Origin of the sequence: Pseudomonas sp. Y24-6, from assembly GCF_020295325.1 — a bacterium.
In the GTDB taxonomy this organism is placed as follows: Bacteria; Pseudomonadota; Gammaproteobacteria; order Pseudomonadales; family Pseudomonadaceae; genus Aquipseudomonas; species Aquipseudomonas gregormendelii.
The window spans coordinates 411112-426127 of the sequence record NZ_JACBXG010000001.1; the positions used below are offsets into that span (position 1 = coordinate 411112).

Annotated in this window: 12 protein-coding genes; 3 read left to right on the top strand and 9 right to left on the bottom strand. The window is 60.5% G+C overall.

From position 1 onward, the window contains the following. Positions 1-4: 4 nt before the first annotated feature. Genes HYI44_RS01940 through HYI44_RS01950 form a run of 3 tightly spaced genes read right to left on the bottom strand, consistent with a single transcriptional unit; the run spans position 5 to position 3059 of the window. Entirely contained in the window at positions 5-871 is an 867-nt protein-coding gene (locus HYI44_RS01940; protein ID WP_033057091.1) for a carbohydrate ABC transporter permease, read from the bottom strand. Continuing rightward, a complete protein-coding gene (locus HYI44_RS01945) occupies positions 868-1965 on the bottom strand; it encodes an ABC transporter ATP-binding protein (RefSeq protein ID WP_122839265.1) in 1098 nt (365 codons plus the stop codon). Before HYI44_RS01945 ends, HYI44_RS01940 begins: the two co-directional genes overlap by 4 nt. Continuing rightward, positions 1965-3059: an ABC transporter ATP-binding protein gene (locus HYI44_RS01950; protein WP_205892398.1), complete on the bottom strand. Its 1095-nt coding sequence runs from the start codon at positions 3057-3059 to the stop codon at positions 1965-1967. The genes HYI44_RS01945 and HYI44_RS01950 overlap by 1 nt, the downstream gene beginning before the upstream one ends. Positions 3060-3370: 311 nt before the next feature. Here HYI44_RS01950 and HYI44_RS01955 point away from each other — a divergent pair, with 311 nt between their 5' ends. Beyond that, a complete protein-coding gene (locus HYI44_RS01955) occupies positions 3371-5203 on the top strand; it encodes a sigma-54-dependent Fis family transcriptional regulator (protein ID WP_225568609.1) in 1833 nt (610 codons plus the stop codon). Positions 5204-5418: 215 nt separating this feature from the next. Here HYI44_RS01955 and cysS read toward each other — a convergent pair whose 3' ends face one another. Continuing rightward, positions 5419-6801 (bottom strand): cysteine--tRNA ligase, encoded by a 1383-nt coding sequence (cysS, locus tag HYI44_RS01960; RefSeq protein WP_225568610.1) that lies wholly within the window; start codon positions 6799-6801, stop codon positions 5419-5421. Between the two features lie 18 nt (positions 6802-6819). After that, entirely contained in the window at positions 6820-8517 is a 1698-nt protein-coding gene (locus tag HYI44_RS01965) for a glutamine--tRNA ligase/YqeY domain fusion protein (protein ID WP_045062335.1), read from the bottom strand. Positions 8518-8798: 281 nt separating this feature from the next. On the opposite strand from HYI44_RS01965, the gene HYI44_RS01970 reads away from it, so the two are divergent. Together HYI44_RS01970 and lpxH are read left to right on the top strand one after the other, a co-directional pair. Next, positions 8799-9302: a peptidylprolyl isomerase gene (locus HYI44_RS01970; protein WP_045062337.1), complete on the top strand. Its 504-nt coding sequence runs from the start codon at positions 8799-8801 to the stop codon at positions 9300-9302. Beyond that, the gene (gene lpxH / locus HYI44_RS01975) at positions 9299-10027 is read left to right on the top strand and encodes a UDP-2,3-diacylglucosamine diphosphatase (protein ID WP_122839268.1); all 729 of its coding nucleotides are present in this window, start codon (positions 9299-9301) and stop codon (positions 10025-10027) included. The genes HYI44_RS01970 and lpxH overlap by 4 nt, the downstream gene beginning before the upstream one ends. Positions 10028-10121: 94 nt before the next feature. Here the strand turns inward: lpxH and HYI44_RS01980 are convergent, their stop codons facing one another. The 4 genes from HYI44_RS01980 to HYI44_RS01995 form a co-directional block, all read right to left on the bottom strand. Next, positions 10122-11651: a DHA2 family efflux MFS transporter permease subunit gene (locus tag HYI44_RS01980; protein ID WP_122839269.1), complete on the bottom strand. Its 1530-nt coding sequence runs from the start codon at positions 11649-11651 to the stop codon at positions 10122-10124. A gap of 73 nt (positions 11652-11724) precedes the next feature. Beyond that, complete coding sequence (locus tag HYI44_RS01985; protein ID WP_045059171.1) at positions 11725-12930, bottom strand: efflux RND transporter periplasmic adaptor subunit; 1206 nt, start codon at positions 12928-12930, stop codon at positions 11725-11727. A 15-nt stretch (positions 12931-12945) separates the two neighbouring features. Next, complete coding sequence (locus HYI44_RS01990; RefSeq protein ID WP_225568611.1) at positions 12946-14409, bottom strand: efflux transporter outer membrane subunit; 1464 nt, start codon at positions 14407-14409, stop codon at positions 12946-12948. Then, positions 14406-14879, bottom strand: coding sequence for a MarR family winged helix-turn-helix transcriptional regulator (locus HYI44_RS01995; protein WP_045059169.1), 474 nt, complete (start codon positions 14877-14879; stop codon positions 14406-14408). Before HYI44_RS01995 ends, HYI44_RS01990 begins: the two co-directional genes overlap by 4 nt. Positions 14880-15016 lie beyond the last annotated feature (137 nt).

Consider the following 15016-nt stretch of genomic DNA (forward strand, 5'->3'; position numbering starts at 1 on the left):
GACCTCAGCGGTTGGCGTCAGAGTGAGTCATGGCGGTGTAGAACAGCCAGGACACCAACAGGATGATCAGGAAGTACACCAGCGAGAAAGCCGCAGCGGGGCCAAGGTCGAACTGGCCGATCGCCATCTGGGTCAGGGTCTGGCTGAGGAAGGTGGTGGCGTTGCCCGGGCCGCCGCCGGTCAGCACGAACGGCTCGGTGTAGATCATGAAGCTGTCCATGAAGCGCAGCATTACCGCGATCAGCAGTACGCTTTTCAGCTTGGGCAGCTGGATATGGCGGAACACTGCCCAGGCCGAGGCCCGATCGATCCGTGCCGCCTGGTAGTACACGTCCGGGATCGCCCGCAGGCCGGAAAAGCACAGCAGCGCCACCAGCGAAGTCCAGTGCCAGACGTCCATCACCAGCACCGTGACCCAGGCGTCCATGGTGTTCGCCGCATAGTTGTAGCTGATGCCCATGGCGTTGAGACTCGAACCCAGCAGGCCGATGTCGGCCCTGCCGAAGATCTGCCAGATGGTGCCCACCACGTTCCACGGGATCAACAGCGGTATCGCCAGAATGATCAGCACCAGCGACGACCAGCGCCCCTTGGTCGGCATCGTCAGGGCGATCGCAATGCCCAGGGGGATCTCGATCAGCAGCACACAACCGGAGTAAATGAACTGGCGCAGCAACGAGTCATGCAGCCGCGGGTCCAGCAGCACCTGCTTGTACCAGTCGGCGCCGACGAAGTAACGACTGGATTGATCGAAGATGTCCTGCACCGAATAGTTGACCACGGTCATCATCGGGATCACTGCGCTGAATGCCACCAGCAGGAATACCGGCAACACCAGCCACCAGGCCTTGTTGTTCTGCACCTTGTTCATGGCTGCGTCTCCAGCAGGTAATCATCGGCATAGACCATCAACCACTGGGCCGGGAAACTGATGTAGGCAGTGCCTTGCGGCACCGGCTTGTCTTCGGCCAGGCGCACTTTCAGCGGGGCGCCGTCGAGGTTCAAGGTCATGATCTTGTAGGTGCCGAGATCCTCGACGTGTACGACCTGTGCCTGCATCGCGTCATCGAACGGCTCGTCCCACACATGGACGAACTCCGGACGAATGCCAACCTTCAGGGTCTGCCATTCGGATTCAGCGATACGCTGCTGTTGCGCGTCGGACAACGGCAAGTGGGTCGAAGCAAACCCGACGCCCCCAGGCTGGGGCTGCACGTCGATCAGGTTCATCCCGGGGCTGCCGATGAAATAGCCCACGAAAGTATGGCTCGGCCGCTCGAACAGTTCCCGCGGAGTGCCGAACTGCACGATCTGGCCGCCGTACATCACGGCGATCTTGTCGGCAAAGGTCGAGGCCTCCAGCTGATCGTGGGTGACGTAGACCATGGTGATGTTGAACTGCTCGTGGATCTGCTTGAGCTTGCGCCGCAACTTCCACTTCAAGTGCGGATCGATCACGGTCAGCGGCTCATCGAACAGGATCGCGGAAACGTCATCGCGGACCAGCCCACGGCCCATGGAGACTTTCTGTTTTTCGTCAGCAGTCAGGTTGCGCGCCTTCTTGCCCAGCAACGCCTGCAGGTCGAGGACCTCGGCAATCTCCTGGACCTTGCTGTGGATTTTCGCTTCGGCCATGCCCTGGTTGCGCAATGGAAAGGCCAGGTTGTCGAACACCGTCATGGTGTCGTAGACCACCGGGAACTGGAACACCTGGGCGATGTTACGCTTTTCCGGGGTCAGGTCGTTGACCACTTTGCCGTCAAACAGCACCTGGCCCTGGGACGGGCTGAGCAGGCCGGAAATGATGTTGAGCAGGGTCGACTTGCCGCAGCCCGAAGGGCCGAGCAAGGCGTAGGCGCCCCCCTGCTCCCAGATGTGATCCATCTCGCGGATCGCGTAGTCCTCCGGACCGCTCGGCGTGCGCGTATAGCTGTGGGCGAGGTTCTGCAAGCGGATCTCGGCCATCAGGCAACCCTCGCGATACGGCGCCCGGGTGCCTGGACCAAGCGGCCCTGGGCATCGAACACAAACAGTTTGTGGGTCGGGATATAGATGCGAATCGGCGCGTCGACGTCGTATTCGTGAACCCCGGGCAAGTGCAGCACCAGCAGGAAATGTTCGTTGCGCACGTGCAGGAAGGTTTCCGATCCGCTGATTTCCGCCACCTCGACCGTTACTGCCAGCTCCAGGTCATCGTCGTTGCTCGGCACCAGGGAAATATGACTGGGCCGCACGCCAAAGCGGTATTCACCCTCACCGACCGGTCGCAGGTCGACGTTCAGCGGGAAGTGCACGAAATTGGCGAAGCTGACTTCGTTGCCGGCAATGCGCCCGGGCATCAGGTTGATCGGCGGCTCGGAGAACAGTTCTGCCGCCAGCACACTCTGCGGCTGGTGGTAGACCTCGGACGACTTGCCACTCTGGATCACCCGTCCTTCGTGAAGAATGGTCGTCGTGCCGCCCAACGCCAAAGCTTCATTGGGTTCGGTGGTGGCGTAGATCGCGATGGTGTGCCGGGCCTTGAACAGCTCGCGCATTTCCTGGCGCAGCTCTTCGCGCAACTTGTAGTCGAGGTTGACCAACGGTTCGTCGAACAGGATCAGTTCGGCATCCTTGACCAGGGCACGAGCCATGGCGGTGCGCTGTTGCTGGCCACCAGACAGTTCGAGCGGATGGCGCTGGAGGAATTTCTCGATGCGCAGCATCTTCGCCGTTTCCTGAACCTTGCTCTCGATCAGGTCCCTGGACACCCCTGCCTGGCGCAAAGGCGAGGCGATATTCTCGAACACGGTCATGGTCGGGTAGTTGATGAACTGCTGATACACCATCGAAACGTTACGCAGACGCACCGGGCGCTGGGTGACGTCGACGCCGTTCATCAGGATGCGCCCGCTGTCGGGCTTGTCCAGGCCGGCCATCAGGCGCATCAGGCTGGTTTTGCCGGACAGCGTGCGACCGAGCAGAACGTTGAAAGAACCGGCTTCAAAATTCAGGCACGCATCGTCGATCCAGGTCTGGCCTTCGACGGTGCGGCTGACGTGCTCCAGGGTTAGCGACATGGCTCGGCCTTTTTATTATTGGAGTCAAGCGACCCAGGCTGTAGAGCGAGTTTCATGCCAGGAAACGCAAGTCGTTGAACCACCGGGAAAAACGCCAAATTGGCGAGCGACCGGGGTTCGATGCTGAACAGAAATGAACAACCGCCAATGAACAATTGAACAGTTGGCCGGTTGACAATGAACAATAGTGAACAACACTCTATGGACCGTTCACGGTCCCCGTAGGAGCAGCCTTCGGCAGCTCCTACGCAGGTCGTGGGCAACTGAAGTACCCATAAAAACAATAAAAGTCAGCTCAGAGATCGCCTGCCATGGCCGTACCTGCCTCGCCGCTCTCCCATGACGCCATCATTCAGGACTCCTGGTCCCGCTGCCGCGCGTTTGGTCTGGACCATCAAAGCGCCCCGGCCTTCGATCAGCTGCCGGCTGCTGGCATAGCGCAACTGCTGGAGAGCCAGCATTCGCTGGTACAGACCACTCATCAGGAAGTCCTGCCGTACTACGAGAACATCCTCAGTAACTCCAACTGCCTGATCATGCTCGCCGACAATCAGGGCCAGGTGCTGACATCGTGGGGGACCCAGCGATTCATCGAGCCGACACTGACCCGAGGCTTCAGCGCCGGGGCCAGCTGGATGGAGCGCTGCAGCGGAACCAACGCGATCGGCACCGCGCTGGCCTGTGAGCAGGCGGTGCATATCGAACACGATGAACATTTCCTCAAGGCCAACCGCTTCATGACCGGCTCTGCCGCGCCGATTTTCGATGCCGAGCGCAAAGTGATCGCCGTGCTGGATGTGTCCAGCGACAGCTACCTGCCACCGTCACACACGCTGGGCATGGTCAAGATGATGAGTCAGACCGTGGAGAACCGGCTGATTCTCAACCTGTTCCACGGCCAGCACTTCCAATTGACGTTCAACACCGGCTTGAACAACCTCGACAGCCAGTGGGCCGGCTTGCTGATTTTTGATGAGAGCGGCCAGGTGCTGTCGGCCAATCGACGGGCGGACAATCTGCTCGGCATCAGCCTGTCGCGAGTGAGCGTCGAGAGCCTGTTCAAGGTGTCATTGCTGGAACTGTTGAATCAGCCGGATGATCTGCCCTTCGCCCTGCAGACCTCGGGACGCAATCGCTTCCAGTGCCTGTTAAAACGGCCCAAGCAAGTGCCGGTCAAGGCTCGAGTGTTCGTCGAGCAACCAGCAGTGCCATCGGCTGCAATCAGTCTCAATACCTTGCATTTTGGCGACAGCCGGGTGGAAAAAGCGGTTCGCCAGGCCGAGCGGTTGCTGGAGAAGGACATTCCGCTGCTCATCCACGGTGAGACCGGTGTGGGCAAGGAAGTTTTCGTCAAGGCTCTGCACCAGGCCAGCTCGCGCAGCAACCAGGCGTTTATCGCGGTGAACTGTGCAGCGATCCCCGCCGAGTTGGTGGAGTCCGAACTGTTCGGCTACGAAAAAGGCGCGTTCACTGGCGCCAACCAGAAAGGCAGCATCGGGCTGATTCGCAAGGCCGACAAGGGCACCCTGTTTCTCGATGAAATCGGCGACATGCCGCTGCCGACTCAAGCTCGTCTGTTGCGAGTGTTGCAGGAGCGTTGCGTGCAACCGGTCGGTAGCAGTGAGTTGTTCCCGGTCGACATCCGTATCATCTCCGCAACCAATCGATCCCTGCGCGAACAGGTTCAACTGGGCCGGTTTCGCGAAGATTTGTATTACCGGATCGGCGGGTTGACTCTGGAGTTACCGCCGTTAAGGGAACGCAGTGACAAACAGGAGCTGTTCAAACGATTGTGGGAACAGCATCGCGAACCGTCGCAGTGGGCGGGTTTGAGTCGTGAGGTGCTGGAGTTGTTTGCTCGCCACCCGTGGCCGGGGAATTTGCGCCAGGTCAGCAGCGTGATGCAGGTGGCGCTGGCCATGGCCGAGGAGCAACCGGTGCGCCCGGAGCATTTGCCCGATGATTTTTTTGTCGATATGGAGATGGAGCCGGTGGACGCACCGGAGCCGCTGGCAGTGGATCTGGATGATGCCGAGGATTTAAGTCGGCAGTTGCAGGCTGTGGGCGGGAATATTTCGCACCTGGCCCGGCGGTTGGGGGTTAGTCGTAATACCTTGTACAAAAGGTTGCGCCAGGCTGAATGAGTGTTCAACCGCACTGGCAGTGTTCGGCTTGAGATCATCGCGAGCAGGCTCGCTCCCACAGGGTGTTATGTCCACCACAAAACCCATACCTGGCGAAGATCCAATGTGGGAGCGAGCCTGCTCGCGATGACAGTCGAGACGCCACCGAACCTGCATCCACCCGACAAAACAAAAACCCGCACAAGGCGGGTTTTGTTTTGCAGCAAACTAAGCAATCAGTCAGCCAGACGCCACGTCGTGCCGCCTTTGCCATCTTCCAGCACCACGCCCATGGCGGTGAGCTGGTCGCGGATGCGGTCCGATTCGGCCCAGTCTTTACCTGCCCGAGCGGCCAGACGCGCAGCAATCAGCGCATCGACTTCAGCCGCATCAACCCGCCCCTCAGCGCCAGCCTGCAGGAAGTCATCGGCCTCAAGCTGCAACACACCCAGCACACTGGCCAGTTCCTTCAAGCGCGCCGCCAGACCCGCCGCCGCGTCCATATCGGTCTCACGCAGGCGGTTGATCTCGCGGACCATCTCGAACAGCACCGCACAGGCTTCCGGTGTACCGAAGTCGTCGTTCATCACCTGGGTGAAACGCTCGACAAAGGCTTCGCCGCCGGCCGGAGCAACACTCGGCAGGCCTTTCAAGGCGTGATAGAAACGCTCGAGTGCGCCCTTGGCGTCCTTGAGGTTGTCTTCGGAGTAGTTGATCGCGCTGCGATAGTGGCTCGATACCAGCAGGTAACGCACCACTTCCGGGTGGTACTTTTCCAGCACGTCGCGAATGGTGAAGAAGTTGTTCAAGGACTTGGACATCTTCTCGCCATTAATGCGAATCATGCCGCAATGCATCCACGCGTTAGCGTAGGTCTTGCCGGTGGCCGCTTCGCTTTGGGCGATTTCGTTTTCATGGTGCGGGAACTCAAGGTCACTGCCGCCGCCATGGATATCGAAGGTCTCACCCAGGCAGCAGGTGGACATCACCGAGCACTCGATGTGCCAGCCCGGACGACCGTCGCCCCAAGGCGATGGCCAGCTTGGCTCGCCCGGCTTGGTGGCCTTCCACAGCACGAAGTCCAGCGGGTCCTGTTTCGACTCGTCGACTTCGATACGGGCGCCGATGCGCAGATCTTCGATCTTCTTGCGCGACAGCTTGCCGTAACCCATGAACTTGGCCACACGGTAGTACACGTCGCCATTGCCCGGTGCGTAAGCGTAACCCTTGTCGATCAGGGTCTGGATCATGCTCAGCATGCCCGGAATGTGATCCGTGGCACGCGGCTCCATGTCCGGCTTGAGGATGTTGAGGCGCGCCTCGTCCTCGTGCATGGCGGTGATCATGCGCTCGGTCAACGCGTCGAACGGCTCGCCGTTCTCCCGCGCCCGGTTGATGATCTTGTCTTCGATATCGGTGATGTTGCGCACGTAGGTCAGGTTATAACCGCTGAACCGCAACCAGCGGGTCACCAGGTCGAACGCGACCATGCTGCGGCCGTGGCCAATGTGGCAGTAGTCATACACGGTCATCCCGCAGACGTACATGCGCACATTGTTGCCATCCAGCGGCTTGAAGACTTCTTTGCTCTTGGTGAGCGTGTTGTAGATCGATAGCACTTTAGTTGTTTCCTTGAATCACTGGCCCCACGAATCACGCAAGGTCACGGTGCGGTTGAATACCGGATGACCTGGTTTCGAGTCCTTGATATCCGCGCAGAAGTAACCTTCGCGCTCGAACTGGAAACGGTCTTCCGGCTGTGCGTTGCCCAGCGAAGGCTCGGCACGACAACCGGTGAGAACTTGCAGCGATTGAGGGTTGATGTTGTCCAGGAAACTGGCGCTGTCTTCGGCCTTCTCAGGGTTCGGCGAGCGGAACAGGCGATCGTACAGGCGCACTTCGCATTCGACGCTGGCCGCGGCCGGTACCCAGTGCACCACGCCTTTGACCTTGCGGCCTTCAGGGTTCTTGCCCAGGGTTTCGGGGTCGTAGGAGCAACGCAGTTCGACGATATTGCCGTCGGCGTCCTTGATCGCTTCGTCGGCACGAATGACGTAGCTGCCGCGCAGGCGCACTTCGCCGTTGGGTTCCAGGCGCTTGTAGCCTTTTGGCGGCTCTTCCATGAAGTCTTCACGGTCGATGTAGATTTCCCGAGCGAATGGCAGGACGCGCACGCCCATGTCTTCCTTCGGGTGGCACGGCAGTTCGAGGTTCTCGACCTGGCCTTCCGGGTAGTTGGTGATGACCACTTTTAATGGACGCAGGACACACATGGCGCGCGGTGCGCTGTGGTCGAGGTCATCACGAATGCTGAATTCCAGCATGCCGAAGTCGACCACGCCATCGGAACGGTTGGTGCCGACCATGTCGCAGAAGTTGCGGATCGATTTGGGCGTGTAGCCACGGCGGCGAAAGCCCGACAGCGTGGACATGCGCGGGTCGTCCCAGCCATGCACGTGCTTCTCGTCCACCAGTTGCTTGAGCTTGCGCTTGCTGGTGATCGTGTAGTTCAGGTTCAGGCGGCTGAACTCGTACTGACGCGGGTGGGCCGGTACCGGCAGGTGCTCGAGGAACCACTCGTACAGCGGACGGTGGCTTTCGAATTCCAGGGTGCAGATCGAGTGGGTGATGCCTTCGATGGCGTCCGACTGACCATGGGTGAAGTCGTAGTTGGGGTAGATGCACCACTTGTCACCGGTCTGGTGGTGGTGGGCGTGACGGATGCGATACATGATCGGGTCGCGCAGGTTCATGTTCGGCGAGGCCATGTCGATCTTGGCCCGCAGTACCCGCGCGCCGTCCTGGAACTCACCGGCTTTCATGCGCGCGAACCAGTCGAGGTTCTCTTCCACGGAGCGATCACGAAACGGGCTGTTCTTGCCCGGCTCGGTCAGGGTGCCGCGGTATTCCTTGGCCTGTTCCGGGCTCAAGTCATCGACGTAGGCCTTGCCGGCCTTGATCAGCTCGACTGCCCAGTCGTGCAACTGGTCGAAGTATTGCGAGGCGTAGCGCACTTCGCCGGACCATTCAAAGCCCAGCCACTTGATGTCGCTTTCGATCGCGTCGATGTATTCCTGGTCTTCCTTGGCCGGGTTGGTGTCGTCGAAGCGCAGGTGCGTGACGCCGCCGAATTCCTGGGCCAGGCCGAAGTTCACACAGATCGACTTGGCGTGACCGATGTGCAGGTAGCCATTGGGCTCGGGCGGGAAACGGGTGACGATCTGCGTGTGCTTACCCGAGTCCAGGTCCGCCTGGATGATCGGGCGCAGGAAATTGGCCGGCACGGCTGGGCCGGTCTTGGAATTCGAGGTAGGTTCGACAGTGGGCTTGCTCATAGGATCCTTGAACGTACAAGTGCGCGGCCGCAGACGGGGCCTGACAAATCAAAGCCGCTATCATAGCCGATGCCGTCAAGCTGCTGACAGAGCAGGCCCGAAAACGGCTGCATTTAATCGCCTGCAAATGAAAAACAGCCTCGAAATTCGCGTCTGTCGCGCTAAACTGCGTTTCTTGGCCCAATACAGGCTGAACCGGTTGCAGGCACCAATGCCCAAAACCACGAATTCATTGAAAACGCTTTATCTCATGAAGCTTTAATTCATCAAGAGTACCGATCATGACCCAAGTCAAACTGACCACCAACCATGGCGACATCGTCCTGGAACTGAACGCTGAAAAGGCACCGCTGACCGTTGCCAACTTCATCGAATACGTCAAGGCCGGCCACTACGAAAACACCGTGTTCCACCGCGTCATTGGTAACTTCATGATCCAGGGCGGCGGTTTCGAGCCAGGCATGAAAGAAAAGAAAGACAAGCGCCCAAGCATCCAGAACGAAGCCGACAACGGCCTGCCGAACGTCAAGTACAGCGTAGCCATGGCCCGTACCATGGAGCCGCATTCGGCTTCCGCGCAGTTCTTCATCAACGTGGCGGACAACAGCTTCCTCAACCACAGCGCCAAGACGACCCAGGGCTGGGGCTACGCCGTGTTCGCCAAAGTGGTTGCCGGTGAAGAAGTGGTCGACAAGATCAAAGGTGTTTCCACCACCATGAAGTCCGGCCACCAGGACGTTCCCGCAGAAGACGTGATCATCGAGAAAGCCGAGATCATTGAGTGATACTGCTGATTTCAGACTTGCATCTGGAAGAGGAGCGCCCGGACATTACCCGGGCGTTTCTGGATTTGCTCTCCGGGCGCGCCCGCTCGGCGAGTGCGTTGTACATCCTCGGCGACTTTTTCGAAGCGTGGATTGGCGACGATGCCATGACCGCCTTCCAGCGTTCCATCTGCCAGGCCCTGCGCGATCTCAGCGACAGCGGCACGGCCATTTTTCTGATGCACGGTAATCGCGACTTCATGCTCGGCCAGGCTTTCTGCAAACAGGCCGGCTGCACGCTGTTGAAAGACCCGAGCATCGTGCAACTCGCAGGCGAACCGGTGCTCTTGATGCACGGTGACAGCCTGTGCACCCGCGACGAAGCCTATATGAAGCTGCGTCGCTACCTGCGCAATCCCCTCACCCTGTTCATCCTGCGCCACCTGCCCCTGGGCACGCGGCACAAGCTGGCGCGCAAACTGCGCAGTGAAAGCCGGGCGCAGACCCGAATGAAGGCCAATGACATTGTCGATGTGACCCCCGAGGAAGTGCCGCGGGTGATGCAGCAATACGGGGTAAAAACCCTGATCCACGGCCACACTCACCGCCCAGCCATTCACAAATTGCAGATTGGCGAGCAGGCGGCCAGGCGCATTGTGCTGGGGGACTGGGATCGCCAGGGGTGGGCGTTGCAGGTCGATGAGAACGGATTTGCGTTGGCCCCGTTTGATTTTACAGCCTCTTAAGGTCAAAAGATCGCAGCCTGCAGCAGCTCCTACAGGGTCATGTGTACACCTGTAGGAGCTGCCGCAGGCTGCGATCTTTTTACAGCCACAACCATTAATGCCCTGCCGACGCAGGCCCGGCCTTGGCGGCAAAGGGCGGTTTGGCCAGCCACACGATCAGTATCAACCCCATGAACCCCCACCCCAGCAGCGTGAAGTAATCCACGGTGGAAAGCATGTACGCCTGGCTGGTCAGCACATGATCGAGTTGTGCATAGGCCGGGTTGCCAGGGCCGCCCAGCGCATTGAGCGCGTCACGGGTGGCGGGCTCGTAGGTGCTGATGCTTTCACTCATGTAGGCGTGGTGCTGATCCGCCCGGCGAATCCAGATCCAGGTGGTCAGCGATGCCGCAAAGCTGCCGCCCAGGGTACGCAGGAAAGTCGCCAGCCCGGCGCCATCGGCGATCTGGCTCGGTGGCAGGTCTGACATCAGGATGCTCAGCGTTGGCATGAAGAACAGTGCCACGCCAATGCCCATGAATAACTGCACCAGCGCGATGTGCTGGAAGTCCACTTCGTTGGTGAAACCGGCGCGCATGAAGCAGCTCAGGCCGATCGCCAGGAACGCCAGGCCGGCCAGCAGGCGCAGGTCGAATTTGTGCGCGTACTTACCGACAAACGGCGACAGGATCACCGGCAGGATGCCGATCGGCGCCACCGCCAGCCCGGCCCAGGTCGCGGTGTAGCCCATCTGGGTTTGCAGCCACTGCGGCAGGATCAGGTTGATCCCGAAGAATCCGGCATACCCCAGCACCAGCACTATTGTGCCGATACGGAAGTTGCGGTGGGCAAACAGGCGCAGGTTGACCACCGGATGCTGGTCGGTCATTTCCCAGATGATGAACACCGCCAGGGCAATCACCGAAATGGCCGCGCCGATGATGATGAAGTTGGATTCGAACCAGTCCAGGTCATTACCTTTGTCGAGGATCACCTGCAAGGCGCCGACCCCGATGATCAGGGTGATCAGGCCGACGTAATCCATCGGCTGGCGACTGGTTTCCACCGGGCGCGCCTTCAGTTGTTGACGCACGACCATCACCGCGAAGATACCGATCGGTACGTTGATGAAGAAGATCCACGGCCAGCTGTAGCTGTCGGTAATCCAGCCGCCGAGGATCGGGCCTGCAATCGGCGCCACCACCGTGACCATCGCCAGCAACGCCAGGGCCATGCCGCGCCTTGCAGGTGGATAGACCGCAATCAGTAACGTCTGCGTCATCGGGTACAAAGGCCCTGCTACCAGGCCCTGGATCACCCGGAACAGGATCAGCTCCGGCATAGAGGTGGAAATGCCGCACAGGAACGAGGCAATCACGAACAGGATGGTCGCCCAGAGAAACAGCTTCACCTCACCGAAGCGCCGGCTTAGCCAGCCAGTCAGCGGCAGGGCGATCGCATTGCTCACGGCAAACGAGGTGATGACCCAGGTGCCCTGCTCCGAACTGACCCCCAGGTTGCCGGAGATCGTCGGCAGCGCCACGTTGGCAATGGTGGTATCGAGCACCTGCATGAAAGTCGCCAGCGACAGGCCGATGGTGCTGAGCAGCAGGCTGGGCGGCGTGAAAGAGGCGTTATTGCTCATCGCAAATCCTTTGGAGCTTCAGACCCTGTGGGCGCGGGCAAGCCCGCTGCCACAGGGTTTGTGTGGTTGCGAATCAGCGTTGCGCGGTCTTGCTCGCCGCGGCGCTGTTGTCATGGATCAGTTGGGCGATCATTGCATCGGCTTCGGCCAACTGACGGTCGTAGACGTTGGTGCTGAACGAGGCCTTTTGCGGCGGCTGTTGCGCCAGCACCGGACCACTCTGGTCATGCAGGTTCACATCGACCTGGGTCGACAGCCCGACGCGCAATGGATGCCTGGCCAGCTCTTCGGCGTTGATATGAATCCGCACCGGCACCCGCTGGACGATCTTGATCCAGTTACCGGTAGCGTTCTGTGCCGGCAGCAAGGCGAACGCGCTGCCGGTACCGGCGCCAAGGCTGTCGATGGTGCCGCTGTACTTCACGTCACTGCCATAGAGGTCGGCTTCGATGTCCACCGGCTGCCCGATGCGCATGTCGCGCAGCTGGGTTTCCTTGAAGTTGGCATCGATCCACAGTTGATCCAGGGGAATCACCGCCATCAGCGCGGTGCCCGGTTGAACCCGCTGGCCCAACTGCACCGTGCGCTTGGCGACATAACCGGTGACCGGAGCGATCAAGGTGCTGCGGGCGTTGGTCAGGTAGGCCTGGCGCAGTTGCGCGGCGGCGGACATGACGTCTGGGTGCGACGAAACCACAGTGTCATCCACCAGCGCGCTGGTGGTTTTGAGTTGCTGGCGGGCATTGGCCAGGGCGTTTTGCGCCGAGGTCAGGTCATCGCGGGCGTGGGACAGTTCTTCCTGGGAGATCGCCCCGCCGGCTGCCAGGTTCTTGCGGCGATTGAAGTTGTCCTGAGCCTTCTGCACTTCCGCCTGCTGGGCGTTGACCTGGGCTTTCATGCCGTCGACATTGCTGTACAAGCCGCGAACCTGACGCACGGTGCGGGCCAGGTTGGCCTGGGCACTTTGCAGCCCGACTTCGGCGTCATTCGGGTCGAAATTGATCAGCACCTGGCCTTCATGCACCAGGTCGCCATCGTCGGCACCGATGCTGACCACGGTGCCGGTGACCAGCGGAGTGATCTCCACCACATTGCCGTTCACATACGCATCGTCGGTGCTCTCGTTCCAGCGCCCGTAGAGCTCGTGATAGGCCCAGACGCCGGCACCGGCGAGGATCACGACAATGGCCAGAAGCACCAGCATGATCTTGCGCTTGCGCGGATTGCCGGTGTCCTGATGAGCATCGGCGGCTTTTTGAGTGTTTTCGGCAGTGGCCATGACAGTTACCTTGAATTAGTTGTGCTGCGTGGCTGAAGTGGCGGCTGCCAGGGTGTCACCCTGGAAGCCTCCGCCCAGCGCCTGCATCAGTTGGATCGACAGGTCGATCTGCTCGGCATTCAGGTTGGCCAGCTGACGCTGGGCCTGGAGCAATTGCTGCTCGATGCTGAGCACGTCCAGGTAGTTACCGATGCCGGAACCGTAGCGCTGGACCACGGTGTCGTAGGATTGCCGGGCGATCTCGGTGGCGTGCTGCTGCGCGCCGATCTGCCGGCCGATATCTCGCAGCTGATTGATCGAGTCGCTGACATCGCCGAGTGCCTTGACCAGGCTTTTGTTGTACTGCGCCACCGCGAGGTCGTAGTCGGCGTCGCGGGAATCGAGGTCGGCACGCAGGCGGCCGCCGTCGAAAATCGGCAGGGAGATCGTCGGCCCGACGTTGAAGAAACGACTGGCCGAACCAAACATTGCATCCCCCAGCAGCGATTCGAAACCAGCGGCAGCGCTCAGGTTGAGGTTGGGGTAGAAGCGGGTCTTGCCGGCAGCGATGTTCTTGCTCGCGGCTTCGACCCGCCAGCGCGCGGCGATCAGGTCCGGTCGGCGACCGAGCAGTTCGGCCGGCAACACCGATGGCAGTGCCACGGCGCTGGCCTGGAGGACTTTGGGCCGGGGGATTTCATTGCCGCGATCCGGGCCCTTGCCGAGCAGCACCGCCATGGCGATCTTCGCGCTGTTCAGGCGTTTTTCAGCGTCGATCAGGCTGGCCTGCGAGCTGGCTTCCAGGCTCTCGGTCTGCTGGAACTGGTACTGGCTGTCGATACCCGAACTCAAGCGGCGTTTGCTCAGGTCGAGCATCTGCCGGGTACGCTTGAGGTCTTCGCTGGCCAGGTCATGGATGATGTGGGCCTGGCCCAGATCGCTGTAGGCCCGGGCGACGTCGGCGGCCAGGGTCAACTGCGCGGCCTGTTGGTCGACTTCGGCGGCACGGGCCTCGCCCAGTGCAGCTTCCCAGGCGTCCCGCTGACCGCCCCAAAGGTCGAAGTTGTAATTGAAACTGGCACCGAGGTTACGCAGGGTGGAATACGCCCCGCCCTGCCCCTGCGGGTCCTGATCCCGAGCCAGGCGGGACCGGCTGACCCCGGCACTGGCATCGAGCGTCGGCATGCGCTCGGCATCGGCGGCGTAGGCCGCGGCGCTGGCCTGATGCGCGCGAGCCTCGGCAATCTGCATGTCGGGGCTGTCTTGCAGGGCTTCGCGGATCAGCCCGTCAAGTTGCGGGTCGCCGAGGCTCGTCCACCAGGCGCTTTTCGGCCAGGCGGCCGGCGACAAGGTGACGCCGGTCAGCGACTGCCCGGCCTTGAGACTTTTTGCATCCAGACTGACGCCTTCGGTTTTCAAGCCACTGTAATTGGCACAACCCGCCAGGGTCATGGCCACCAGCACCAGGCTCAAGCGGGTGCGCGAGAGTTTACTGCTCATTTATCACCTACCCGCAGCAAGGTGATGGAGTCACCCGCCGCGACTAAAATTTTCTTCAGGATCTGTTCCAGGGTCGCCAGCTCTTGCTCGGTGATGGCGCCAGCCAGTTCGTTCATGGCTGCCGCGCCGATGTCTGGCAGGCGGTCAGCCAGCTGCTGGCCCTGCGCGGTGAGTACCAGTTGCACTTGACGACGGTCGGCTTCCGAGCGCTGGCGGGCGAGGAAACCTTTGTGCTCCAGGCGATCAAGCATTCGGGTCATCGAACCACTGTCGAGGGACAGGTGCCGGCAAAGTTCGGCCGGGGTGTCGACGCCGAACTGGGCCATGATGATCAACACTTTGAACTGCGCGGCGGTGATGCCGTGAGGTTCCATGTGGGTGTCGATGATCCGGTCCTTGAGCAGCGCAGCCCGCCCGAGCAGGAGCCCGAGGTGGCAGTTCTTGAAGTCGTCCGGGGTGAAGTGTTTCATCTGGCCACCGATTAGCTGCCTAGGCAGAGAATGTATGACAAGATGTTACTGCCTAGGCAGCGAATGTCAACGTAATAGTTAGGATGCTTTGTATTTGGATGATAAACGGGGGGGTACTGGTGGCCTTGATGACGCCA

What these genes read in the sequence shown, in the direction of transcription:
- HYI44_RS01965 (WP_045062335.1), bottom strand. Translation starts at nt 8,517, where the DNA reads ATGAGCAAGCCCACTGTCGAACCTACCTCGAATTCCAAGACCGGCCCA.
- HYI44_RS01990 (WP_225568611.1), bottom strand. Translation starts at nt 14,409, where the DNA reads ATGAGCAGTAAACTCTCGCGCACCCGCTTGAGCCTGGTGCTGGTGGCC.
- HYI44_RS01945 (WP_122839265.1), bottom strand. Translation starts at nt 1,965, where the DNA reads ATGGCCGAGATCCGCTTGCAGAACCTCGCCCACAGCTATACGCGCACG.
- HYI44_RS01950 (WP_205892398.1), bottom strand. Translation starts at nt 3,059, where the DNA reads ATGTCGCTAACCCTGGAGCACGTCAGCCGCACCGTCGAAGGCCAGACC.
- HYI44_RS01955 (WP_225568609.1), top strand. Translation starts at nt 3,371, where the DNA reads ATGGCCGTACCTGCCTCGCCGCTCTCCCATGACGCCATCATTCAGGAC.
- HYI44_RS01970 (WP_045062337.1), top strand. Translation starts at nt 8,799, where the DNA reads ATGACCCAAGTCAAACTGACCACCAACCATGGCGACATCGTCCTGGAA.
- HYI44_RS01995 (WP_045059169.1), bottom strand. Translation starts at nt 14,879, where the DNA reads ATGAAACACTTCACCCCGGACGACTTCAAGAACTGCCACCTCGGGCTC.
- HYI44_RS01985 (WP_045059171.1), bottom strand. Translation starts at nt 12,930, where the DNA reads ATGGCCACTGCCGAAAACACTCAAAAAGCCGCCGATGCTCATCAGGAC.
- HYI44_RS01940 (WP_033057091.1), bottom strand. Translation starts at nt 871, where the DNA reads ATGAACAAGGTGCAGAACAACAAGGCCTGGTGGCTGGTGTTGCCGGTA.
- HYI44_RS01980 (WP_122839269.1), bottom strand. Translation starts at nt 11,651, where the DNA reads ATGAGCAATAACGCCTCTTTCACGCCGCCCAGCCTGCTGCTCAGCACC.